This is a genomic window from Flavobacterium sp. TMP13 (genome assembly GCF_050847115.1).
In the GTDB taxonomy this organism is placed as follows: domain Bacteria; phylum Bacteroidota; class Bacteroidia; order Flavobacteriales; family Flavobacteriaceae; genus Flavobacterium.
The window spans coordinates 102,482-126,765 of record NZ_CP193656.1 but is presented as its reverse complement, the minus strand read 5'-3'; the positions used below and the strand labels follow the sequence as shown (position 1 = coordinate 126,765).

Here is a 24,284-nt window from a genome sequence, read left to right as displayed (position 1 = left end):
AAGGGAACGGCCGGAAGTAATGAATTATTAAAATATTTTGTAAATTGCACCTGTAAAATTATCATATTCATAAAATGGAACCACAAAAACCGTATATTCCTAAATATAAAGTAAGAATTGTAACTGCAGCCTCTCTTTTTGATGGTCACGATGCCGCAATTAATATTATGCGCCGAATTATTCAATCTACAGGCGTAGAGGTAATTCATCTGGGACACGATCGAAGCGTAGAAGAAGTGGTTAATACCGCAATTCAAGAAGATGCAAATGCTATTGCTTTGACCTCGTATCAAGGAGGTCACAACGAATATTTTAAATACATGTATGATTTGCTTAAAGAAAAAGGAGCAGGGCACATTAAGATCTTTGGTGGTGGTGGTGGTGTTATTCTTCCTTCTGAAATTAAAGAATTGCAAGAGTACGGTATTACACGTATTTATTCGCCAGATGACGGTCGTTCGTTAGGTTTACAAGGAATGATAAACGATTTGGTACAACAATCAGATTATGCAATTGGAGATAAATTGAATGGAGAGCTTGAAGGTATTGAAGATAAAAATCCAAGAGCAATAGCTCGATTAATTTCGGCAGCAGAGAATTTTCCAGAAATCGCCAAACCAGTTTTTGATCAAATTCATACCCTAAATAAAGATTCTAAAATTCCGGTTTTAGGAATTACTGGAACAGGAGGTGCAGGTAAATCATCTTTAGTGGATGAATTAGTACGTCGCTTTTTAATTGATTTTCCCGAAAAAACAATCGGAATTATATCGGTAGATCCATCCAAAAGAAAAACAGGCGGTGCTTTGTTAGGCGATAGAATTCGTATGAACGCTATTAATAATCCGAGAGTTTATATGCGCTCGCTGGCGACGCGTCAATCTAATTTAGCGTTGTCAAAATATGTTGCCGAAGCCATTCAGGTTTTAAAAGCAGCTAAATATGATATTATAATTTTAGAAACTTCAGGAATTGGGCAATCTGACACCGAAATTATGGACCATTCCGATGTTTCATTGTATGTGATGACGCCTGAATTTGGTGCGGCCACTCAGTTGGAAAAAATTGACATGCTTGATTTTGCTGACTTAGTAGCGCTAAATAAATTTGACAAGCGCGGTGCTCTCGATGCCATTCGTGACGTAAAAAAACAATACCAACGCAATCATAATTTATGGGATAAAAAGCCAGACGATATGCCTGTTTTTGGTACAATTGCTTCGCAGTTTAACGACCCAGGAATGAACACCTTGTACAAAGCGATTATGGATACGATCGTGGAGAAAACGGAATCGGATCTGCAATCTACCTTTGAAATTACGCGCGAAATGAGTGAAAAGATCTTCGTAATTCCGCCACATAGAACGCGCTATTTGTCTGAAATTGCTGAAAGCAACCGTTTGTACGATGCAACAGCAATAACACAACAAGACGTAGCTCAAAAATTATACGGAATATTTAAAACGATAGAGTCGGTTTCAGGAAAAATTCCGCAAATAAATAAAGCAGGAATTGATGAAGATACGGTTTTCCCTAGCGCGATCGAAGAAGACAACCAAAATAAAATTTTCTTAAATTTACTTTTAAACCAGTTTGACAAAGTAAAAATGGACATGGATCCATACAACTGGGAGATGATTTTGACTTGGGATGAAAAAGTAAACAAATATAAAAATCCGGTTTACAGCTTCAAAGTGCGCGATAAAGAAATAAAAATTGCTACGCATTCAGAAAGTTTATCACATCAGCAAATTCCGAAAATTGCCTTACCAAAGTACCAAGCTTGGGGTGATATTTTGCGCTGGTGTTTGCAAGAAAATGTTCCTGGAGAATTTCCGTTTACTTCTGGATTGTATCCATTTAAAAGAGAAGGTGAAGATCCATCGCGCATGTTTGCGGGAGAAGGAGGGCCAGAACGCACCAACAAACGTTTTCATTATGTGAGTGCAGGAATGCCAGCCAAACGTTTATCTACCGCCTTTGATAGCGTTACCTTGTATGGAAACGATCCCGATTTGCGTCCAGATATTTACGGAAAAATTGGTAATGCGGGAGTATCTATTTGCTGTTTAGACGATGCTAAAAAATTATATTCTGGTTTTGATTTAGTGCATGCGTTGACTTCGGTTAGTATGACGATAAATGGACCAGCACCAATGTTGCTTGGCTTTTTTATGAATGCTGCCATAGATCAACAATGCGAGCATTACATTAAAGAAAATGGATTAGAGCAAGAAGTACAAGCGAAAATTGCAAAGATATATGTAGCAAAAGGCGTTAAAAGACCACATTATCAGGGCGATTTACCCGCAGGAAATAATGGTTTAGGTTTATTTTTACTTGGCGTTACTGGTGATCAAGTTTTACCACTAGATGTGTATGATGACATTAAAGTAAGAACATTATCGCAAGTTCGTGGAACCGTTCAAGCAGATATTTTAAAAGAAGATCAAGCACAAAATACTTGTATTTTTTCTACAGAATTTGCGCTTCGATTGATGGGCGACGTTCAAGAATATTTTATTACTAAAAACGTACGTAACTTTTATTCGGTTTCTATTTCGGGCTATCACATTGCCGAAGCTGGAGCAAATCCGATTACACAATTGGCGTTCACGCTTTCAAATGGTTTCACTTACGTGGAATATTATTTGAGTCGAGGCATGAGTATCAATGATTTTGGACCTAATTTATCGTTCTTTTTCTCGAATGGAGTTGATCCAGAATATGCAGTAATAGGTCGTGTGGCTCGTAGAATTTGGTCAAAAGCTTTAAAAAATAAATATGGAGCCAACGAACGCGCACAAATGTTGAAATACCATATTCAGACTTCAGGGCGCTCGTTACACGCTCAAGAAATTGACTTTAATGATATTCGCACCACCTTGCAAGCCTTATATGCGATTTACGACAACTGTAATTCATTGCATACCAATGCATATGATGAAGCAATTACCACTCCAACCGAAGAATCGGTACGACGTGCAATGGCGATTCAGCTGATTATTAATAAGGAATTAGGTTTAGCAAAAAACGAAAATCCGATTCAAGGTTCGTTTATAATTGAAGAATTAACCGATTTGGTTGAAGCAGCCGTTTTACAAGAATTTGATCGAATTACAGAGCGTGGCGGCGTACTTGGTGCGATGGAAACCATGTACCAACGTTCTAAAATTCAAGAAGAAAGTTTGTACTATGAAACCTTGAAACACAATGGTGATTTTCCTATTATTGGCGTGAATACTTTTTTAAGTTCCAAAGGTTCTCCAACGGTGATTCCTGCCGAAGTGATTCGCGCTACTGAAACCGAAAAACAGTACCAGATTGAGATGCTGCAGAATTTACACGAAGGAAATAAAGACAAAGTAGAAAACCATCTTAATATTCTGCAAGAAGCAGCAATCAAAAATGAGAACATGTTTGAACATTTGATGGAAGCCTCTAAAGTATGTTCGTTAGGGCAAATTACTTCAGCTTTGTTTGAAGTAGGAGGTCAGTATCGAAGAAATATGTAAAATAAGTAATCCTCTAAAAGAGCAGCTCCAATCCGAGAGCTGCTTTTTTTTTCATTAAATTAAGATCGGAATTGAAGACAAATTCAGATGTAAAAGCAGTTTACTTTCATAAGATGCTTAATGGCTGTTAAATAAATCAAAATTATTCGCTTCAGTACATCAGATGGATTAGTTTTTAATTATTTTCGCGACATGAAACGTAGCCGAAATAATATCATCAGTTGTATCATACTCGTATTGGGTTTGTTATTATTTGTTGATGTTTGTGTGCAACAAAAGGACACTTCTTTATTAACAGAATTAAACGCCGAAAACACTCCAAGTTTGGATGCTGTTGATCCTGATTTAGACCTTACTGAAGAACATCAAATTACCTTTTCAATTGAATTATTAGCAGTAGTAGAAAAACTTACTGTTCACAACCATTTTCACTTTACCAATAGGTCAGCTCGACCTTGCTTTTCAGTTTGGCAACCGCCTGAACTTAGTTAGTACATTCTAATTTATATGTAGTGCTTGAATTTTTTCATGGTCTTAACTGTGGTACAATTTCGTATTACTGAAAAATCGTGCTCAATAACTAAAATTCTTACTGATGGGTTTTGATATCTTTTAATGAAAATGAACAAATTATAAAAGAGGAGTTCAAATTCTAACTAGTATCAAGATCGTGGATTTCAACATAAATTTTATAAACGAAATAAGCAATGGCTCAAAATAACAAAGCAATCACGAATCAAAGCGGAATTACAAAGTTGTCAGTACTGAATAGGTATTATAAAATAACACATTTTTATTCTTTTTTAAAGAGTACGGCGATTAAAGGCGGAATTGTTATCGTGATTTTCGTTGCAGTATTGCTGGCGTTAGAATACTTTTTCTTAGATTTTAATTCCCTTCTTAATACGCTAGTAGCAACTTATTCACCAAAAATAATCTTCTCTTTTTTCTTGTTGTCAGAGACCGTTTTAGGATTGGTGCCACCAGAAATTTTTATAGCATGGGCGTCGAAAGCAGGAACTCCTTGGTTGTTCTTATTCACATTAGCAACGATGTCATATGTTGGTGGTATCATCACTTACTTTATTGGGAATCGTTTGTTTTTGATACCGGCTGTTAAAAATCATATAGAGAATAAAATAGCACTGCACATTTCAAATTTGCGAAGATGGGGCGGGCTTTTTGTTTTTATCGGAGCCATGTTGCCGCTGCCACATTCCATTGTTAGTTTGGCTTGTGGACTCATCAAGTACAATTTTAAGCACTATCTCTTGTGGGCGTTATTCAGATATGTGCGATTTGTGATTTATGCCATGGTCATTTTTCAAATCTTTTAGAATGTTTTTCAGAGTATTTTATATACTTAAACTTTTGAAATCATTGCGTCAAATCTCGAGTGATTTCGTTTCAATCAAATAAATAATTTAAAATTATATGGTAGTAGATAGTTTTGTGTGGATATGCTTTTTGGGCTTTATCCTAGCAATGTTAGCATTAGATTTAGGGGTTTTTCACCGTAAGTCGCATGAGGTTAAAATTAAAGAAGCGCTAATTTGGAGCGCGGTTTGGATTGGGCTTGCGTTACTCTTCAATTACGGAATTTACGTTTTTATGGGTAATGAAAAAGCTGTGGAGTTTTTAACGGGTTATGTTCTCGAAAAATCTTTAAGCGTCGATAATCTGTTTGTAATTATTATGCTTTTTACCTATTTTAATGTAGAAACCAAGTACCAACACAAAATTTTGTTTTGGGGGATTTTAGGGGCTTTAGTAATGCGAGCCATTTTTATATTTGCAGGTGTTGCGCTCATCAATAAATTTCATTGGATTATTTATGTATTTGGCGCATTACTGATTTTTACTGGTATTAAAATGTTATTTCATAAAGATGAAAATATTGAACCAGATAAGAATCCATTAGTACGCTTGTTTAAGAAATTTTTTCCAGTTACCGAAGAGACGCATGGAGGTAAATTCTTTGTGAAATTAAATGGTAAAACGATGGCAACACCATTATTTGTGGTACTGCTTATTGTCGAATTCACCGATTTAATTTTTGCCGTCGATTCCATACCGGCAATTCTTGCTATAACAGACGATACCTTTATCATTTTTACGTCTAACGTTTTTGCAATATTAGGTTTACGATCTTTATATTTTGCTTTGGCAGGAATTACTAAATACTTTCATTATTTACAATACGGATTGTCTGCAATATTAGTTTTTGTAGGGGTAAAGATGGCGATTGTCGATCTCTTTAAAATTCCGATTGTCTATTCATTACTAGTAATTACCGGTATACTTTTTATCTCGGTGCTACTTTCTGTTGCTTTTCCAAAAAATGAAAATTTAATTAATAAATAAAAATATAAACGATGAATTGTCCCACTTGTAAAGTTCCATTAGTAATGTCAGATAGACAAGGAATTGAAATTGATTATTGTCCTGAATGTCGCGGTATTTGGCTAGATAGAGGCGAACTTGATAAAATAATAGAACGGTCGGTAAATGAGCCAAAAAGTACTTATCAGCCAACGCAACAATCTTTTGGCAGCCAGCCACAGCAAGGGTATTATAGAGAACAAAAGAAAAAACACTGGTTGAATGAGTTATTCGATTAACACTTTCTAATAAATTTTTAAAACCCACAGTATTGTAATGCATACTGTGGGTTTTTTATTTCGTACTTTAGTTCTAGTATTTCTACTAAATTTATAATCTGAACTAAATGAGAAAGTAATGAAAAGACAACTTCTACTTTTATTTGTATTGTTCTCTATTTGCGCACAAGCGGCCAAAGTTGATACCCTGCAGATTGCAAGTGCAGCAATGCATAAAACATACAAGGCAGCGGTGGTTTTACCTAATTCGTATGCAAAAAGCAAAACTACTTATCCTGTTTTATATTTACTGCATGGCGCATACGGTCATTTTGGAGATTGGTTAAAAAATACACCAAACAAAAACCTAGTTAAAAATTTATCAGATCAGTACGATATTATAATCGTCATGCCCGAAGGAGAAACGTTTAGCTTTTATTTGGACAGTCCTGTTAACAAAGGAAGTCAGTTTGAGACTTATATTACGCAAGAAGTCGTTGAGAAAATTGATCAAACGTATCGTACAATTGCAGAAAAAAGAGGTCGTGTCATTTCTGGTCTGTCCATGGGAGGACATGGCGCATTGTATTTATCGACCAAACATCCAGAGTTGTTTTGCGCGGCAGGAAGTATGAGTGGTGCAGTCGATATGGGAACAATGTTGAACAGAGAACCGAAAGCAGATATTATAAAATTGTTCGAGCCGGTTTTTGGTGCAAATGGAGTAACACAAGAGTTGTGTGAGAAACATGCGGTTCTTCAAATGGTTGGGAGAATGAAAATTAATAACATATCTTTAATTATAGATTGCGGAGTGGATGATTTTTTAATAGAGTCCAATCGAGAATTGCACCGCCGATTGGTATATGCAAAAATTCCTCATGATTACACCGAACGACCTGGAGCGCATACTTGGACGTACTGGGAAAATGCACTACCGTATCAACTGTTGTTTTTTAGCAAAATTTTGAATAAATTAAAATAGAAATAAAAAAAAATTGTACTGATAAATAGCGTTTTAAATAAATTTTTAGAGAATTAATTAAAATTCTATTTTTTTGGTTTGGTTTTTGGAATACCTTTATAAACCTTAAAAAATAAATATTATGAAAAAGATACTTACCCTTTTTGCAGTTGTTGGAATGTTGGTTGTGCAAGGTTGTACAACGAATGATGATTCAAATTATGTAGACACAGATACGGATACAATCAGTGAAGTTTTCGAGGTAAAGAATGTTTCTTTTAATTCTGGAAATGGATTTGAAACTATGATAAACCTGAAAGAAGCAATATTTGATTCTGATGTAGTACTAGTTTACAGATTGTCGGGACAATTAAATGGTAATCCAATATGGACTCCAGTACCTCATACTTATTATTATGATGATGGTACTTTAAGTTTCAGTTATAATTTTGAATTTAGTAAAAATAACATAAGTGTTTATATGTTGGGTGATGACTTAAATTCTGTTACTGGCGAGTACAGATCGAATCAGGTTTTTAGAATTGTAATTGTTCCAGGATACTTTTCGTCAACGTTGAAAAATAGTAGTTACTTGGAAGTTATAAAAGCTTTGAATTTGAATGAAAGTAAAGTACAAAATATTCAATTCTAGATTTAAAAATTAGAATATATAAAAAAGGAAATCGAAAGATTTCCTTTTTTTGTTTTTAATATTTTTACTTTGAAGTATCCGTGCTAAATTTCAACGAAACAATAATTCCAACGCTTAGGGATAATGCAATGAAGGCTAAAGAACCCCATTCTGGAATTTCAATATAATCATGCAAAAGCATTTTTAAACCTACAAAACTCAAAATTGCAATCAAACTGTATTCTAGATAACCGAATTTTTGTAGCATATTAGCTAAGAAGAAATACATCGAACGCAAACCTAAAATAGCGAAAATATTCGAACTAAAAACTAAAAAAGGATCAGAGGTAATGGCTAAAATTGCGGGAACGCTGTCTACAGCAAACAAAACATCCATAACTTCAATAACAATTAAGGCCACAAACAAAGGTGTTGCCGCTCTTGTTCCTTTATGATTTATAATAAAAAATTTCTCTTTATCCGTTTCAGAGGTAATGGGTATTATTTTGCCCAACGCTTTGTAAACAAAAGAATCCTTTGGATGAAAATCTTCATCTTCTTCAGAAAACAACATTTTTATCGCCGTGAATAGTAAAAAAGCTCCAAAAACATAAGTGGTCCAAGTAAATTTGTTGATCAATAATACTCCGAAGAAAATCATTATTCCTCTAAAAAAAACAGCTCCCAAAATTCCCCAAAATAAAACACGATGCTGGTATTTTTGCGGAATTTTAAACGATGCAAAAATAATGGCGATCACAAATATGTTGTCAACACTTAAAGACAATTCGATTAAATAACCAGTAATGAACTTCATCGAAGCTGCCATTGGTTTTAAATGGTCTGGATTGTCTATAAAATCGGTAGTGTACAACCAATAAATTACTCCCGAAAATAAAAAAGATAATGTAACCCAAATAAGCGTCCATTTACTAGCTTCTTTTGTACTAATAATATGTGGATTTTTATTAAAAACACCTAAATCCAATGCGAGAATTGCTACTATTAAGACAAAAAAGAGAATCCAGACTATCATGATTTTTTATTTACGGTTTTAACAAAGATAGTCGATGCATTTTATTTTTGAAATTTATTTTTTAACCCTAATGCATAAAAAAAGTGCCTTCAAATACTGAAGACACTTTTAAAAATGAAATATAGTGTTGCATTACAAAACCGACTTAACTGTCTTAATAATTCGTGCTGCAATTTTGTATGGATCACCGTTTGATGCTGGTCTTCTATCTTCCAGCCAACCTTTCCAACCTTTTTGAACCGCCATTAACGGAATTCTAATCGAACATCCTCTATCTGAAACGCCATAAGAGAAATCATGAATAGAAGCCGTTTCGTGTCTGCCTGTCAAACGTTGGTCGTTATAAGCGCCATAAACTTCCATGTGCTCGGCAGTTACTGGACGGAATGCTTCACATATTTTTTCAAAAATTTCTTGAGAGCCACAAGTTCTCAATACTTCGTTAGAAAAGTTAGCATGCATTCCAGAGCCATTCCAATCCGTGTCCCCTAAAGGTTTTGGATGGTATTCAATATAATAACCGTATTTTTCGGTTAAACGATCTAATAAATATCTAGAAACCCAAATTTCATCACCTGCTTTTTTAGCACCTTTTGCAAACAACTGGTATTCCCATTGTCCGCAAGCAACTTCTTGATTGATGCCTTCAAAATTAAGTCCAGCAGCAATACACAAGTCCGCGTGCTCTTCGACCAATTTTCTTCCGTGGGTATTTTTTCCACCAACAGAGCAGTAGTACATACCTTGTGGCGCTGGATATCCTCCAACAGGAAAACCTAAAGGCAATTGTGTTTTATTGTCCATGATGAAATATTCTTGCTCAAAACCAAACCAAAAATCATCATTATTATCATCAATCGTTGCTCTGCCATTCGATTGGTGTGGCGTTCCATCTGCATGCATTACTTCGCACATCACTAAATAGCCATTAATGCGAGTAGGATCTGGATAAATAGCTACAGGAACTAAAAGACAATCAGAAGAACCGCCTTCAGCTTGCTTTGTAGACGAACCGTCAAAAGACCAATTTCCAATTTCTTGCAAAGTGCCTTCAAAATTTTCATGATCTTCTACCTTAGTTTTACTTCTAAGATTTTGAGTTGGTTGGTATCCGTCTAACCACAGGTATTCTAATTTTATTTTAGCCATAACAATATTGAATTGATTGATTTTTAGTGTGCTGTTTCAACACGACAAATATAAATTTATTTTTTTTATTAGATTAAATTAGGGGGTACGATTTACTTATTAATCTTTATTTTTAGGAACACCGTAATTTGAAGGGGGGTGCGATAATAAATTTGATATAAATAAGACGTTTTTTAAATAATCTGCTAAAAAAACCGATGGTCAAAAATAGTTTCATTTTTGTTGTATCGTTAGAGTTGAACTGTAAAAGATTAAAATTTGTTAAATTATTGTGATCTGAATGCATTTTTGTTCACTAAAATCAACTTTAGTTGCTGATACTGTTTTGTAAGCGACCTATATCTCCATTTAAATGTATATTTATTCTTTATATTTGTAAAACTCGAAACTCGAGAAGTATTAATTAAAAAAATAAATAATGTCGACATTACGTTTTCAAGCACTAAGAGAAGCCTCAAATAGAACTCCTGTACAATTTGAAGAAATAGGAAAAAAATCGGAATTATTCGGCTCCAATGTCTTCAATGAGAAAACAATGAAACAGTATTTAACTTCAGATGCTTTTAAAGGAGTTAGAGATTCGATACGACACGGTAGTAAAATTGACCGAAAGTTAGCCGATTATATAGCAATGGGAATGAAAGAATGGGCGATGGCTAAAGGAGTAACCCATTATACGCACTGGTTTCAACCACTTACGGGAATCACTGCCGAAAAACACGATGCTTTTTTTGAAACTTTTTATGATGGATCAGATCCTGTAGAAAAATTTGGTGGCGCGCAATTGGTACAACAAGAACCAGATGCTTCTAGTTTCCCTAATGGTGGAATTAGAAATACATTTGAAGCAAGAGGTTATACGGCTTGGGATCCAACTTCGCCAGCATTTATTTTTGGAACTACCTTATGCATTCCAACTGTTTTTATTTCTTACACGGGAGAAGCTTTGGATAATAAAATTCCGCTATTGCGTGCTTTATCAGCAATTGACGATGCTGCAACGGAGGTTTGTAAATATTTTGATAAAAATGTAAAAAAAGTAACCGCAACTTTAGGTTGGGAACAAGAATATTTTTTGATTGACAAGTCACTAGCGCAAAGCCGTCCCGATTTAATGATGACCGGTCGAACGCTATTGGGTCATACTTCTGCCAAAGGACAACAATTAGACGATCACTATTTTGGCTCAATTCCCACTCGTGCTTTGACGTATATGAGAGACTTGGAACAAGAGTGTATGTTACTGGGAATTCCAGTAAAAACAAGACATAACGAAGTAGCGCCAAATCAATTTGAATTGGCTCCTATTTTTGAAGAAACCAACTTAGCAGTGGATCACAACTGTTTATTGATGGACATTATGCAAAAAATTGCCGAACGTCATGACTTAAAAGTGTTGTTTCACGAAAAGCCATTTAAAGGAGTAAACGGTTCTGGAAAACACAACAACTGGTCGTTAGCGACAGATACTGGTGTGAACTTGTTGAGTCCGAGCAAAACGCCGATGAGTAATTTGCAATTCTTGACTTTCTTTATCAATACTATTAAAGCGGTAAACGATCACGAAGCCTTACTAAGAGCAGCAATTGCAACGGCAAGTAACGACCACCGTTTGGGCGCTAATGAAGCGCCACCAGCTATTATATCAATATTTATTGGAGAACAACTGACGAAAGTATTGGCCGAGTTAGAAGGCGTAACAGACGGTAAATTATCGCCAGAAGAAAAAACCGACTTAAAACTGAATGTAGTTGGCAAAATTCCAGATGTATTACTAGATAATACGGATAGAAATAGAACATCATCTTTTGCATTTACAGGCAATAAGTTTGAGTTCAGAGCTGTTGGTTCTACTGCAAACTGCGCTACGTCAATGACTACGCTAAATGCGATTGTTGCCAAACAATTAAAAGAATTTAAAATTGCTGTCGATGCTTTGATTGATTCGAAGTCAATGAAAAAAGACGATGCTATTTTTAATGTGTTGCGAGAATACATTAAAAAGTCTAAAAAAATCCTTTTTGAAGGAGATGGTTACAGTGAAGCTTGGGAAATTGAAGCAGAAAAAAGAGGATTGAGCAATCACAAAACGACGCCAGAGGCACTAAAAGCAAGAGCATCACAGCAGGCAATTGACTTGTTTGGTGATCTTAAGATTATGAACCAAGTTGAGGTTGAAGCGCGTTACGAAATTGAATTGGAAGAATATACCAAGAAAATTCAGATCGAAGGCCGCGTTTTGGGTGACATGTCAAGAAATCATGTAATACCAACTGCGATTCGCTACCAAAATACAATCATCGAAAATGTACGCGGCTTAAAAGAGATTTTTGGTCAGGATTTTGAAAAGTATGCTAAGGAGCAAATTGAAATTATCAAAGAAATATCAGGACATATTGCTGCTATAAATTCTAAAGTAAATGCCATGACCGATGAGCGCAGAACCGCCAATCACTTGACTAATGCGCAAGAAATGGCAGAAGCCTATTGCAACAAAGTAAAACCGTACTTTGACGAAATTAGAAATCATTGTGACAAACTAGAACTCATTGTGGACAACGAAATTTGGACATTGACCAAATACAGAGAGTTGTTGTTTACCAAATAATAAATATTTGTTACTTACAATCAAAGCCTATTCTTAATTGAGTAGGCTTTTTTTTTAGCTAATTTCCCCATTTCTGCTCAAATATTTATCTTGTCAATCAAAAACGTAGAAAGAATATCAAAATTCCAGTACTTATTTCATTTTTTTAGGATTCCAATCTCTTATTAAAGCCACATTTAAAAAATCTGGTTATCTTTGCACGAAAGCAACATACACTAATTTTATGAGTTCAGATACAAGCAAAAGGTACGCGCAAAGAGGCGTTTCGGCATCCAAAGAAGACGTACACAACGCCATAAAAAATATTGACAAAGGTTTATTTCCACAAGCATTTTGCAAAATTGTTCCCGATTATTTAACGCAAGATCAAGACTATTGCTTGATTATGCATGCCGACGGTGCTGGTACAAAATCGTCTTTAGCGTACATGTATTGGAAAGAAACTGGAGATATTTCAGTTTGGAAAGGTATAGCGCAAGACGCATTAATTATGAATATTGATGACTTATTGTGTGTAGGAGCAACAGACAATATTTTGCTTTCCTCAACTATTGGTAGAAACAAAAATTTAATTTCTGGCGAAGTACTTTCTGCAATTATAAATGGTACTGAAGAACTTATAAAAGAACTAGAATCTTTTGGCGTGACCATTCATTCTACAGGCGGAGAAACTGCCGATGTGGGTGATGTTGTGCGTACTATTATTGTCGATTCGACTGTAACGGCTCGTATGAAACGTTCTAAAGTTATCGATAATGCCAACATAAAAGCAGGCGATGTAATTGTTGGTTTGGCTTCTTTTGGCCAGGCAACTTACGAGAAAAGCTACAACGGCGGAATGGGGAGCAATGGCTTAACCTCTGCGCGTCACGACGTTTTTGGCAAATATTTAGCCACTAAATATCCAGAAAGTTTTGATGCTGCTGTTCCTGAAGAATTAATTTATTCAGGCCAAGTAAAATTGACCGATTCAGTAGAAAATAGCCCGATTGATGCGGGACAATTAGTGCTTTCTCCAACGAGAACCTATGCGCCAATTATCAAGAAAATTTTAGACCAATATACTTCCGCTGACATTCACGGAATGGTGCATTGCAGTGGCGGTGCGCAAACAAAAATTTTGCATTTTGTAAATAATTTGCACATTATCAAAGACAATTTATTTCCAGTTCCACCTTTATTTAAACTGATCCAGGAGCAATCAAAAACAGACTGGAAAGAGATGTATCAGGTATTTAACTGCGGACATCGTATGGAAATTTATGTTCCAGAAACGGTTGCACAAGATATTATTGCCATTTCAAAATCATTCAATGTGGATGCTCAAATTGTTGGTAGAGTAGAGGCGGCAGATTCTAAAAAGTTAACGATTACAAGTGAATACGGTACTTTTGAGTATTAATTCATAGCAAATATTTGGAGCTAATCCCGCTATTCGCTGTATCTTTTTCTGGCTAAAGAAGCCAGAAAAAGGATGCCGCTGCTATCGGGGCTAAAAAGTGTAATTTCATAGCATATTTAGTTTTTATATTTCACATTTCTGTTTTCAATCTTAAATCTTTTAATTTAAAATATATGTACGAATTAGTTTTTTGGAAGTATTTAGATGAAGTTTATTTAAACCATCAAGAAGTATACGAAGCAATTCTTGAAGACGAAGAAGTGCAAGGATTAGAAGAATTGCCAACACAAGTAATCCTTAATCGGTTGGCATCCGTTTTTTCAAAATGGGATAAAGTCGACGAAAACAGTTGGGAAAATCCAAACGGTAAAGGTGCTTTTCAAGTACTTGCCACACCAACAAGCATCAAAATAGATTGCTACGGAACCGAAGGCAAAACAATGGATTTATTAGTAGATACGCTCGAAGAATTCAAATGTCCATTGTACGATCCGCAAGTTCCCCAACGCTACGACGAGATGTACGAAGTAGAATAGTGTATAAAATGGTGTTTAATTTCAATCAAAGCCATATTCTTGAAGATGCCGTTGTTCTACTGCGACCGCTTCAGGAATCCGATGCGGAGCACTTACTCGAAATTTCAGAGAACGAACCCGAAACTTGGACGTATTCTCAAGTTAAAGCCAACGGAAAGGAAAATTTAAGCAACTACATTAAAATTGCCGTTGAAGCTCGTAAAAGAAAAGAGCAATTTCCTTTTATAGTATTGGATAAGAAATCAGGACAATACGCCGGAAGCACTCGCTTTTACGATATTAATTTTCCGCAAAAAACACTACAGTTGGGTTTTACTTGGTACGGAAGCGCATTTCGCGGAACCGGCCTAAACAAACATTGTTAATTTTTGCTACTTCAATTTGCTTTTGAAACCTTGCAGATGGAACGCGTCGAGTTTCGTGCTGATGCTAACAATGAACGAAGTATTGCCGCCATGAAAAGCATTGGTTGCACTGTCGAAGGTATCTTGCGAAGCACTATGTATACAGGGGAAGGAGAGTCGCGAAGGGATTCAATAATCTTAAGCATTCTAAAAAAAGAGTGGTTCGACTCGGTTAAGGAAAATTTAATGAAAAAGCTTTGAAGTTTTAAAGTAGTTCATAGTCAAAAAAAAATGGACTGTAATTATAGGGAGCTGGCTTTCTAATCTTTAGTTGTAGTGATTTTTATGTTTGTATTAATTTCTAATATTTTGTCGACAAACAGTTCATTGCTTTCAGGACTAATGTAAATTTCATCAAATTTCCCCAATTTTATAAGTAATCCCTTTCTTGCTGTAGCTGGTTTTAGGCCGGACCACAACGTTTTACCTTCTATTATTTCAGTAATTTCTGCAATCTTTATTTTTCCTCGTATCGGACCACTTTTATAATGTAGTTCGCTTTCAGTCAGTTCATAGTGCGTTCCGTAATGCATCCAAAGTAATACTCCAATAACGAACAACATAATAATGTTAAATACAATGACGTCATTTGTATATTTTTCAAAGAATACTTTGTATAGTAAAAGTGCTAAAAGCAATGAACTTATGCCCAAAATAAAAAAGCGTGTTTGTATATCACTTTTACTTCTAAATTTCATCTTTTTATATTTTTAACACTCTTCATGTCTCAGCATATTAAGCGGTTACGGAATTTTAAGTAGAATAGTTTCTGCAGTAAAAATATACTAAAAAAGGTTAACTGCTGAAAACTATAATCTCGTTAAATCATTTTCTTAATTAATTTAAAATATTTAAAAGGTACGTATTTAAAAGGTAAATCAATCCAAGTAGGTGTAGTTACAACTGCTCTTTTATTACTGAAAGCCAAGAAGCTTTCCTGCCCGTGGTATTTTCCTAATCCGCTAGGACCTACGCCACCAAAAGGCAAATTGTGATTGCTAATATGCATTAGTGTATCATTAAGACAAGCGCCGCCTGAAGTTGTTTTTGCCAATACTTCCTTCGCATTTCTGTTTGTACCAAAATAGTAAAAAGCCAATGGCTTTTGATTTTTATTAATGTAGGCAATTGGTTCATCAATATGTTCGAAAGTCAGCACGGGTAATATTGGTCCAAATATTTCTTCTTTCATAATCAGAAAATCAGGCTTTACCTGATCAATAATTGTAGGAGCAATAAATTTTTCTTCTTCGTCAATCTCGCCGCCAGTATGAATTTCCCCTTCGTTCAGCAAGTTCTTCAGTCGCTCCATAGCACGTTGATTTACAATTCGCGGATAAAAACGACTTTCTTTAATAGTATTACCATACATTTCTTTTATATTCTTGGCAATTTTATCCAGTAACTCATCCTTAATAGAGTGATGTGCAAAAAGATAATCTGGTGCAATACACGTTTGACCTGCGTTAATCAATTTTCCCCAAGCAATGCGCTTTGCCGCAACATCAATGTTTGCATCAGCATCAACAATACAAGGACTTTTGCCACCTAATTCCAATACAACAGGAGTTAAGTGAGCTGCTGCTGCTTTCATCACTACTTTTCCAACATTTGTACTTCCCGTAAAGAAAATGATATCAAAACGTTCGTTAAACAGAATTGTATTTGTCTCTCTTCCGCCTTGAACAACGGCAATATACTTTGAGTCAAAAGTTTCCTCAATCATTTCCTGCATTACTCTTGCAATTGTTGGTGCATCTGGAGATGGTTTTAAAATACTGCAACCACCAGCCGAGATTGAACCCACCAACGAATTAATTAACAACTGAAAAGGATAATTCCAAGGGGCTACAATAAGTGATAACCCAAGTGGTTCAAACATTACTTTACTCGAAGAAGGCCACAAGTGAATGGGCGTTGCAACTCTTTTAGGTTTTGCCCACTTTTTCAAATTTTTAATGTGATTGTCAATTTCTCCTGTTACAATACTAATCTCAGTTAAATAGGATTCTTCTGGTGATTTATGCAAATCCTCCCATAAGGCATCTTCAATTTTCTTCTGATTTTTATGAATAGCATTTTTGAGTTTGTGAAGCTGCGCTAACCTATATTCAGTGTCTTTTGTTTTGTTTGATGCGAAAAATGCCCTTTGATTTTCAATGTGCTGAATAATTTGATCTCTTGATGTATCTTGCATTAATTTGACTTTTTTAGTGTTACTACTTTGTGCGACCTGTAAAATGCTCCATTGTTTTGTAAATGCCAAGAACATCTCCTGCGAACCAATCAAATACATTTATAGACATTATTGCTTGACCTAAACGTGTAAATCTGTAAATATATCCAGGCATACTCAACATTTTTTTGTTTTTCTCAATGGCTCTTACAATTGTTAGTGCTGCTGCTTCAGGCTCAAGAATAGCAATCTTAGATTGTACACCATCAAACATTCCGGTATTGATATAGTACGGCATAATCGTGGTAACATGTACTTTTTTATTCAGCTGTTTCATCTCCAAACGCAAGCTATCCGACCAGCCAATGAGCGACCATTTGCTTGCAGCGTAAACAGACATTTTAGGATTTGAAACGAGTCCGCCAGAGGAAGCAATATTACAGATATGTCCAGAATTTTGATTCAACATATCATCAAGAAAGGCCTTGGTGATAAACATGGGTGCATTTGCATTTATTTCCATTGTTTTTGCAATTTCTGACAAGGAATGTTCGCTAAAAAATTTACCTACAATTATTCCTGCGTTATTTATCACGACATCAACGATCCCAAGTTCTCGCTTCACTTTCAGGGCGGTTTCTTGTATTTGGTCCACGCTAGAAACATCTACCTTATAGCCAAAAACACTTCCTTTGGTCGAAAATTCGGATATGGTTTGATTAATGCTTTCTTGATTGATATCCCAAATTATAACTTTTGCTTTTCGTTCTAACAGTAGACGAACCATTATTTTACCAATACCCGATGCTCCTCCCGTAATTAAAACTGTTTTATTTTCTAATTTTTTCATCTTTTTATACTTTGATTGTTGCTACAATTACAAAGTTAAAAGACTAACTGTCCACCGACGATAACATATGTTATCAGTTGAGCGTATTGTTAAGCATTTTTTAATCGGCTGAGATGCACGGAGCTGATATTAAGATAAGAGGCAATGTAATGCTGAGGTATGCGTTGGAGAATGTCTGGGAATTGTGCAATTAGAGTATTATATCTTTCAATTGGACTTTGTGTGTACATCGCTTGAATTTTATCATTAAAGATAAAGAAGTATTCTTCTGCAAGTAATCTGCCCAATCTTTCTCCGTTTCTCAGACTCTTATACCCATCGTGCAACATTTTATGTGACATTAAAACAATGGTTGTGTCTTCCATTGCTTGAATGGAATAGTTGGAAGGTATTTTCTTTAAAAAGCTTTGATAATCGGCCGAAAAAGTATTCTCAAAGGAGAAGTGAAACGTCTTTTCTTCTCCATCGTTATCTACAAAAAAAACTCTTAGCAGTCCGTTCACCACAAAAATAACCTCTTGACAAATATGACCTTGGCGCAGGACTATTTCCTTTTTCTCGATTTCTTTTACGTAAAAATTAGAAGAATAAGAAATCCATTCTTCCTCGCTAATTTCGATATAATTTGAAATTAAGTTCTTTATACTCTCCAGCTTATTCTCCATTTTTAATTGATTCGATGCTTTTTTATGGACACAATGTTTGTTAAAAGAAACGTAAGATACTAAAAAAGCACTTTCGACTCAGTCCATTACTTCGCTAATTATAAACGCTGAAAATTCGTTTATAAAATTGCGTTAGATTTTTGACGCTTTGGTAAAGTGCGGCATGACGTCTTACTACTTTAGTGTTTTCAAGATTTTAACGCAGATTGTATTTTAACAAACAAAATATAATAAAAAGCGGTACTGCCGCTAAACCTAAATCGCTCTAAACTACTTTTCTAGATTGACTTCTCTTGCTGTTCAGCTATGTTCTCTTGCATCCAAACTGGGGTTGTGTCCGATTTATGATCTCCTCCAATTATGTCTCTGTACAGTTCTGGTCTTCGGGCATTTTTATACCTCCAACCGCCGGAGAGTTGAATTTTCTCTTTTGTAATTTTTGAAATTGTAATGTCGTTATCAAAGGATTTTATTTCTGATAGAACTTCTCCATACGGATCAATTATCATAGAATTACCATTTTTCAGGTGTTCACCATCATAACCAATCGGATTTGTAAATGCATAGTAAACACCGTTATCATAGGCTCTTGCTGGTAACCAACGCATTAACCAACGTCTGCCTTTTGGACCATCAAATTCCATTCGTAACGAAACAGGATCACTTTCTCGATTCTGCCAATATTTATCTGCTACATAATCCCGATGTGGCATTGCCGAAGGCGTACATCCTGTAACGTGAGGTGCGAAAATTAATTCTGCTCCCAATAACGTTGTTGCTCTAACATTCTCAATTACATTATTGTCATAGCAAATTAAAATTCCGCATTTCCAGCCTAGTAGGTCAAATACGCAATAATCGTCTCCAGCAGATAGATATTTGCTGATAAAAGGATGTAGTTTTCGATATTTTGCAACCAATCCATTGCCCGTTACGCAGATGTAAGTATTGTATAATTTGCCGTCTGATTTTTCGACCAAACCTGCCAAAATCGGAATATTCAATTCTTTAGAAATCGCAATCAGTTCCTGCGTACTTTTTCCGTTAGGGACTTCTTCTGCTAGATCTGTCAATTGCTCTACGCTTAAATCCTTTGTAAAAGTATAAGCTGTAATAGACATTTCATGAAAGCTAATTACGTCAGCTCCTTTGGATTTGGCTTGTTCCGCAAGGTTTCTTATTACAGATAAGTTATAGGTTTTATCTCCATCTTTAGGTTCAAATTGAGCTACTGCAATGTTCATTTGTTTTTTGCTTTTGAGTATTGAATTCTTCTTTTTTTTTTTGAGATTTTATCGAATGTCTTGTTGTTTAGAAAGTATCTGATTTTTTTAGTGTATTATTTTCTGAAAAGTTAAACGCATAAAATAAATATCGTCCGATGTGTTTTTTTTACTATTCTCTCGTGCAATTTATTATTCTATTTTTAAAATTTTCAAGCTTTACAATGTAAAAAGTTGAAAATAAAATAATCCAAGTGATAAAAACCAAAAACAAGGAGTTTAAGTTCAGACCATTTTCTTTATTTTCAAAATACGTAATTATACTACCAAACAGAATTGTTCCTGTAAGATTATAGATAAAAGCATTTTTTAAAGTCATTTCAATCATGCCGGTTAGAAAATTCCATCCCACAAGTTTATCCTTTAGTATTATTTTATTCGACTCGTCAAATTGAATTGTTACTTGTTGAGAAAGCTCTAATTTTACAATTATTAAATTGTTTTTTTCGCAGTAGTTATAATTGTATTTTGCTAAAAAGTTTAAGATCTTCTTTTTTTCCATATCCAATTTTATGATTTTTACATTCTACTTTAATAATCCACAACATTTCATCAATCTATGAGTTTGAGGATTTTCAAGCAAATTATTTTCTAAACAATTGAAACAATAAGAAATGTTAATCCCACTAAAACCCCAATCAAGCAAAAGAGCTGTTGTCGCCCGTTAGTTTACGTATTCATTTATCAACTCTATTTTCTCATTGATATACGAAATAATTTGATTTGGATTTAATTCATTTTTAGAAAAACCGTAAATGTCTTTTAAACAGCTTCCGCAATATTCTGTTTCATTTGTTTTACTGCACTCACAAATCCATACTTCTTTTTCCTTTGAAGAAAGAAGTTGCTTTTTGATTGAACGTTCTCCTCTTAGGTTAAAATTTAAACTGATGTATGATTTTAAGATTTCAAATTCTGCAATATCACTATCAGAATAATAAGACTTGTCGCATGTCACTATTCTAAGCCCAACTTTTTGTTTTGTAAAGTCGCTACTCTTTAATAAATGATTGCAGTATTCGTAATCATAAAGATTTAATTCTCTTATGACTTTGGTTAAATAAAGAGCGATTTGCTCGTTTTTCTCACTTTCAATTTTCTCATACAAGATTTTCATTTTTACATCGTGATCAAAATTGTCGACGTAGGAGATAAAAGCACTGTGAAATTTTTGATACTCTATTTCTTGAAAATTTAAAATAACATTTGCGTGATGTCTTAATACAGAACAAAATATTTCACTAATTTGATTTGCAATTAGTATGCTCCATGTTTCATCATCGTACGTCAATGTATTGTTGTCAGCATTAAAGATTATATTTTTTCTTTCTCTTAAACTATTTATTTTTTCGAAACTAACATTTTGAAGTTTGCTAGTGTTTAATGAGTTTGTTTTTTCTTCTTTTTCAATTATTACTGCAGTTCCAACTGCTGTTAACATAAACATTGATTTTCCTTTTCCTGAGATTTCATCCATATCAATACTTAGTCCAATGATGCAGTTGCCTCCAATTTCGTGTGCATTGGCCTTAACTCTTTCAATCGCTTCATTGTAGAGAGAGGAAAGTTGATTTTGATATGAGCTAGAGCGACCTCCAAAAACGTCTGTTAAACCTCCAAAAAAATCATTAAACAAGTTTGTTCCAGCAACAATATGCGCGGATACTGGTTTTAAATATTTTTTAATTTTTATTCCGGCGATAGATGAAGTTGTCACGACTAAAATGTCTTTGGGACTTGCCATATTTTATATTTTTATGCAGTTTGAATGAGTGATGCGTAAGGAATTGTCTATTGGTAATTTTAGAAACGTAAGAGTTGAATATTTTTATAAAAAAATGGGATCTGTAAAAAACGGTAATTCCACTAAATTCGCAAATTGCGCGAGACGTGTGTTAGTAGTAGTGCCATTCTTACCATTTGTCGTTTTTAGTAGTTTCAACTGTAAAATCCATTAAATCAATGAAGGTTGTGTCAAGAATTACACCATTGACCTTGTAGAAATTTTTACGAAATTCTTCTCTGTTATTTTTTAAAAGCAGTATTTCTAATGAAGTTGACATTTCTGAACCAAAACCTATTCCTCCGCTGTATAAAGTAGTATTCATTCCTTTTGAACTTAAATTCCAAATTGTAGCTCGGTAACGATTTTCTCTAAATTCAATTTTAAATGAGCCGTTGAACTTATTTGTTTCATTTAAAATAATTGGAGATCCCATGTATGAGAATCCAGCTTTTTTATAATTCATGACTAGATTTGAAAACTCTCCAACAATCAAGCTATCAGTAACACTGATTATTTTTAAATTGTTTCTGTTTTCTATTTCATTTTTAATTTTCTCTTTAGTTTTAGTACTTTCAAAAACTTTACTCCAAGTTACTTGTTGCTTATCAAATGTAAAATTTTCTATTTGTGCGGATGTAAAATTTGAACAAATTAAAAATATAATAAATAGTATTTTTTTCATTTCAGAAAGATTTGATTGTTAAAGGTTTGGTTTTTAGGCATTAATTTTAACTTATAAATAATCACTACTTCAACATTTTAGTAGTGATTTAAAATTATATCACACTACTAAACGTGCTTTTATGCTTACGAATGTAATTCATTTATTTTAAAATTAACGCTCTTTATCGCACTTAAATTGTGACCTTGATTGTAAGTAAATGAATGAAGTATAGTATCATTTGCAACAACAGTAAACAAATGTTGCATAGTAATATGGAATTGCTAAAAAACTTTCCGAAATTTGCAATCTAAATAAATGGAGATTATGAAAATAAATTTAAAATCAGGTATTGATCAATTGGTTTTTGGAATGAAACAAAATGACGTCACTGCTGTTTTTGGCAAACCAGATAAAAATTATAAAGACGAAGATGACAATGTGATTTTTGTTTATAACAAACACAAAATGCGTTTGACTTTTTACGAAGAAGAAGAGTTGAAATTAGGATATATTGTAGCTTCTGGAGCTGATCTTGACTTATTTGGCTTTAAATTATTAGGCAGAAACATTAAAGATGTCAAAAAAGATTTAGAAACGAAACAGATCACCAAATTCACTCAAGAAGAGTTTGACACCTTCGAGAATTACTTTAACGATGAAAACTGGTTTATTTTGCAAACAGAATTCAATGAAATTGTAAAATTTGAAATTGGTGCGATCATCAACGGTAAAGACGAATTTGACTGGAAGTTTACTTCAAAAAAATAAAAATAAAAACCCGATAATTAATATTATCGGGTTTTTTTTACGTTTAGTCTGTTTCCAGAATAATTATTTTTTTGAGCCTGGTTGCTCTTTTGTAATTTCAATTTCAAATATTAAAGTGGCATTGGGCGGAATTACATCTCCTGCGCCACGCTCACCATAGCCTAAAGGAGCAGGAATATAAAAAATGCCTTTGTCTCCATAATTCATTAGTGCAAGTCCTTCGGTAAAACCAGGAATCATTCCGTCTTTTTTACCAACAGGAAAAGGAAATGCATTATAACCACCTTGAGCTGCACGATTCACATCATGCTTTCCATTTGCAGTAGCAACATTTTCCATACTACTGTCAAACAAAGTCCCATCTTCAAAATAACCGGCGTAATGAAAGTATAATGTTTCTCCAGCTACAGGTTTTCCAGCAGTTCCTTTAGTAACTATTTTATAAGTTAAGCCAGTTGCTGTGGTTGTTGCAGATTTTTTATTTTCGTCAAAATAAGCTTTTTTCGCAGCGCTTACCGGAGCGTATTTAATTTGATGCTCTTTCTCTTTTTCAAGTGCTAAAGCTGCTACTTGCTTTTTCTTTTCTTCTGCTAGTAACGCTTCTTTTTTCTCGTCTTCTGCTTTATTTTCGTAGTAGGCGACAAATACTTTGGCAGCATCAAACTTTTTGGCAGTAGCACCTTTTTTTACGATGGTAACTTTAGTAATGACATCATCCATTAAAATTTTATTTACTACATCCATACCTTGAATTACATGACCAAAAATCGTATGCTTATTGTTAAGCCAAGGCGTTTCTTTGTGCGTAATAAAAAATTGACTTCCGTTGGTTTTTGGACCGGAGTTCGCCATTGCTAAAACTCCGCCTGCATCAAACTTTAAGTCGTCGTTAAATTCATCTTTAAACGAATATCCTGGATCTCCTGAACCATTTCCTAACGGATCACCACCTTGAATCATAAAATCACTAATAACACGGTGAAATTTTAAACCATCAAAAAATGGAGTTCCTTTTAAATTTCCTTTTGATACATAAGGATTTTTTCCTTCTGCAAGCGAGACAAAATTGGCAACCGTTACCGGTGCTTTTTGATAGTCTAATTGCAATACAATATCACCTTTATTAGTCGCAATTGTAGCAAATATACCGTCTGTATCTACAGCTTTTTTGGCAGTTTGAGCTTGAAGGTTTAGTAGTCCGATTAAGCTTAAAAGTAAAATTTTAAATTTCATGCTTTTGCATTTTA

At 34.4% G+C, this 24,284-nt stretch carries 22 protein-coding genes and 1 pseudogene; 12 read left to right on the top strand and 11 right to left on the bottom strand.

Features of this window, described 5'->3' with window-relative positions:
• Positions 1-74: 74 nt before the first annotated feature.
• The 7 genes from ACRASX_RS00555 to ACRASX_RS00525 all read left to right on the top strand — a co-directional run bounded on the left by ACRASX_RS00555 (position 75) and on the right by ACRASX_RS00525 (position 7,731).
• Positions 75-3,515 carry a methylmalonyl-CoA mutase family protein gene (locus ACRASX_RS00555; RefSeq protein WP_432222063.1) on the top strand — a complete coding sequence of 1,147 codons (3,441 nt, stop codon included), beginning with the start codon at positions 75-77 and terminating at the stop codon, positions 3,513-3,515.
• A gap of 192 nt (positions 3,516-3,707) precedes the next feature.
• On the top strand, positions 3,708-4,007 hold the full coding sequence (locus tag ACRASX_RS00550; protein WP_432222062.1) for a hypothetical protein: 300 nt from the start codon (positions 3,708-3,710) through the stop codon (positions 4,005-4,007).
• 215 nt (positions 4,008-4,222) lie between these two features.
• A complete protein-coding gene (locus tag ACRASX_RS00545; protein WP_432222061.1) occupies positions 4,223-4,852 on the top strand; it encodes a YqaA family protein in 630 nt (209 codons plus the stop codon).
• Positions 4,853-4,949: 97 nt separating this feature from the next.
• Positions 4,950-5,879: a TerC family protein gene (locus ACRASX_RS00540; protein WP_066309715.1), complete on the top strand. Its 930-nt coding sequence runs from the start codon at positions 4,950-4,952 to the stop codon at positions 5,877-5,879.
• A 44-nt stretch (positions 5,880-5,923) separates the two neighbouring features.
• Complete coding sequence (locus ACRASX_RS00535; protein ID WP_432222060.1) at positions 5,924-6,136, top strand: zf-TFIIB domain-containing protein; 213 nt, start codon at positions 5,924-5,926, stop codon at positions 6,134-6,136.
• Between the two features lie 118 nt (positions 6,137-6,254).
• Positions 6,255-7,100 (top strand): alpha/beta hydrolase, encoded by an 846-nt coding sequence (locus ACRASX_RS00530; protein ID WP_432222059.1) that lies wholly within the window; start codon positions 6,255-6,257, stop codon positions 7,098-7,100.
• A gap of 121 nt (positions 7,101-7,221) precedes the next feature.
• Positions 7,222-7,731, top strand: a complete 510-nt coding sequence (locus ACRASX_RS00525; RefSeq protein WP_066309706.1) for a hypothetical protein — start codon at positions 7,222-7,224, stop codon at positions 7,729-7,731.
• Positions 7,732-7,795: 64 nt separating this feature from the next.
• On the opposite strand, the gene ACRASX_RS00520 is transcribed toward ACRASX_RS00525, so the two are convergent.
• Together ACRASX_RS00520 and ACRASX_RS00515 are read right to left on the bottom strand one after the other, a co-directional pair.
• On the bottom strand, positions 7,796-8,746 hold the full coding sequence (locus tag ACRASX_RS00520; RefSeq protein WP_432222058.1) for a TerC family protein: 951 nt from the start codon (positions 8,744-8,746) through the stop codon (positions 7,796-7,798).
• Between the two features lie 132 nt (positions 8,747-8,878).
• Positions 8,879-9,895 (bottom strand): glutamine synthetase beta-grasp domain-containing protein, encoded by a 1,017-nt coding sequence (locus ACRASX_RS00515; RefSeq protein ID WP_066309701.1) that lies wholly within the window; start codon positions 9,893-9,895, stop codon positions 8,879-8,881.
• A gap of 418 nt (positions 9,896-10,313) precedes the next feature.
• On the opposite strand from ACRASX_RS00515, the gene ACRASX_RS00510 reads away from it, so the two are divergent.
• The 4 genes and pseudogenes from ACRASX_RS00510 (at position 10,314) to ACRASX_RS00495 (ending at position 15,046) form a co-directional block, all read left to right on the top strand.
• The gene (locus ACRASX_RS00510) at positions 10,314-12,503 is read left to right on the top strand and encodes a glutamine synthetase III (RefSeq protein ID WP_066309698.1); all 2,190 of its coding nucleotides are present in this window, start codon (positions 10,314-10,316) and stop codon (positions 12,501-12,503) included.
• Positions 12,504-12,726: 223 nt separating this feature from the next.
• Positions 12,727-13,905: an AIR synthase related protein gene (locus ACRASX_RS00505; protein ID WP_432222057.1), complete on the top strand. Its 1,179-nt coding sequence runs from the start codon at positions 12,727-12,729 to the stop codon at positions 13,903-13,905.
• A 173-nt stretch (positions 13,906-14,078) separates the two neighbouring features.
• Positions 14,079-14,441, top strand: a complete 363-nt coding sequence (locus tag ACRASX_RS00500) for a hypothetical protein (RefSeq protein WP_432222056.1) — start codon at positions 14,079-14,081, stop codon at positions 14,439-14,441.
• An 8-nt stretch (positions 14,442-14,449) separates the two neighbouring features.
• Positions 14,450-15,046 (top strand): annotated as a pseudogene (locus tag ACRASX_RS00495) (GNAT family N-acetyltransferase).
• 59 nt (positions 15,047-15,105) lie between these two features.
• Here ACRASX_RS00495 and ACRASX_RS00490 read toward each other — a convergent pair.
• The 8 genes from ACRASX_RS00490 to ACRASX_RS00455 all read right to left on the bottom strand — a co-directional run bounded on the left by ACRASX_RS00490 (position 15,106) and on the right by ACRASX_RS00455 (position 22,287).
• A complete protein-coding gene (locus ACRASX_RS00490; protein ID WP_432222055.1) occupies positions 15,106-15,543 on the bottom strand; it encodes a PH domain-containing protein in 438 nt (145 codons plus the stop codon).
• Between the two features lie 122 nt (positions 15,544-15,665).
• Positions 15,666-17,042, bottom strand: a complete 1,377-nt coding sequence (locus tag ACRASX_RS00485; RefSeq protein WP_432222054.1) for an aldehyde dehydrogenase — start codon at positions 17,040-17,042, stop codon at positions 15,666-15,668.
• Positions 17,043-17,064: 22 nt separating this feature from the next.
• Positions 17,065-17,871: an SDR family oxidoreductase gene (locus ACRASX_RS00480; RefSeq protein WP_432222053.1), complete on the bottom strand. Its 807-nt coding sequence runs from the start codon at positions 17,869-17,871 to the stop codon at positions 17,065-17,067.
• An 89-nt stretch (positions 17,872-17,960) separates the two neighbouring features.
• Positions 17,961-18,536: a Crp/Fnr family transcriptional regulator gene (locus ACRASX_RS00475; protein WP_432222052.1), complete on the bottom strand. Its 576-nt coding sequence runs from the start codon at positions 18,534-18,536 to the stop codon at positions 17,961-17,963.
• A 278-nt stretch (positions 18,537-18,814) separates the two neighbouring features.
• Positions 18,815-19,780 (bottom strand): nitrilase family protein, encoded by a 966-nt coding sequence (locus ACRASX_RS00470; RefSeq protein WP_432222051.1) that lies wholly within the window; start codon positions 19,778-19,780, stop codon positions 18,815-18,817.
• Between the two features lie 151 nt (positions 19,781-19,931).
• Entirely contained in the window at positions 19,932-20,321 is a 390-nt protein-coding gene (locus ACRASX_RS00465; RefSeq protein WP_432222050.1) for a hypothetical protein, read from the bottom strand.
• A gap of 162 nt (positions 20,322-20,483) precedes the next feature.
• Complete coding sequence (locus tag ACRASX_RS00460) at positions 20,484-21,563, bottom strand: YbjQ family protein (protein ID WP_432222049.1); 1,080 nt, start codon at positions 21,561-21,563, stop codon at positions 20,484-20,486.
• Positions 21,564-21,732: 169 nt separating this feature from the next.
• Positions 21,733-22,287, bottom strand: a complete 555-nt coding sequence (locus ACRASX_RS00455) for a hypothetical protein (protein ID WP_432222048.1) — start codon at positions 22,285-22,287, stop codon at positions 21,733-21,735.
• A gap of 306 nt (positions 22,288-22,593) precedes the next feature.
• Between ACRASX_RS00455 and ACRASX_RS00450 the strand changes: the two genes are divergently transcribed.
• Positions 22,594-23,037, top strand: a complete 444-nt coding sequence (locus tag ACRASX_RS00450) for a hypothetical protein (RefSeq protein ID WP_066309670.1) — start codon at positions 22,594-22,596, stop codon at positions 23,035-23,037.
• A gap of 63 nt (positions 23,038-23,100) precedes the next feature.
• Here the strand turns inward: ACRASX_RS00450 and ACRASX_RS00445 are convergent, their stop codons facing one another.
• The gene (locus tag ACRASX_RS00445; protein WP_432222047.1) at positions 23,101-24,270 is read right to left on the bottom strand and encodes a peptidylprolyl isomerase; all 1,170 of its coding nucleotides are present in this window, start codon (positions 24,268-24,270) and stop codon (positions 23,101-23,103) included.
• Between the last annotated feature and the right edge of the window lie 14 nt (positions 24,271-24,284).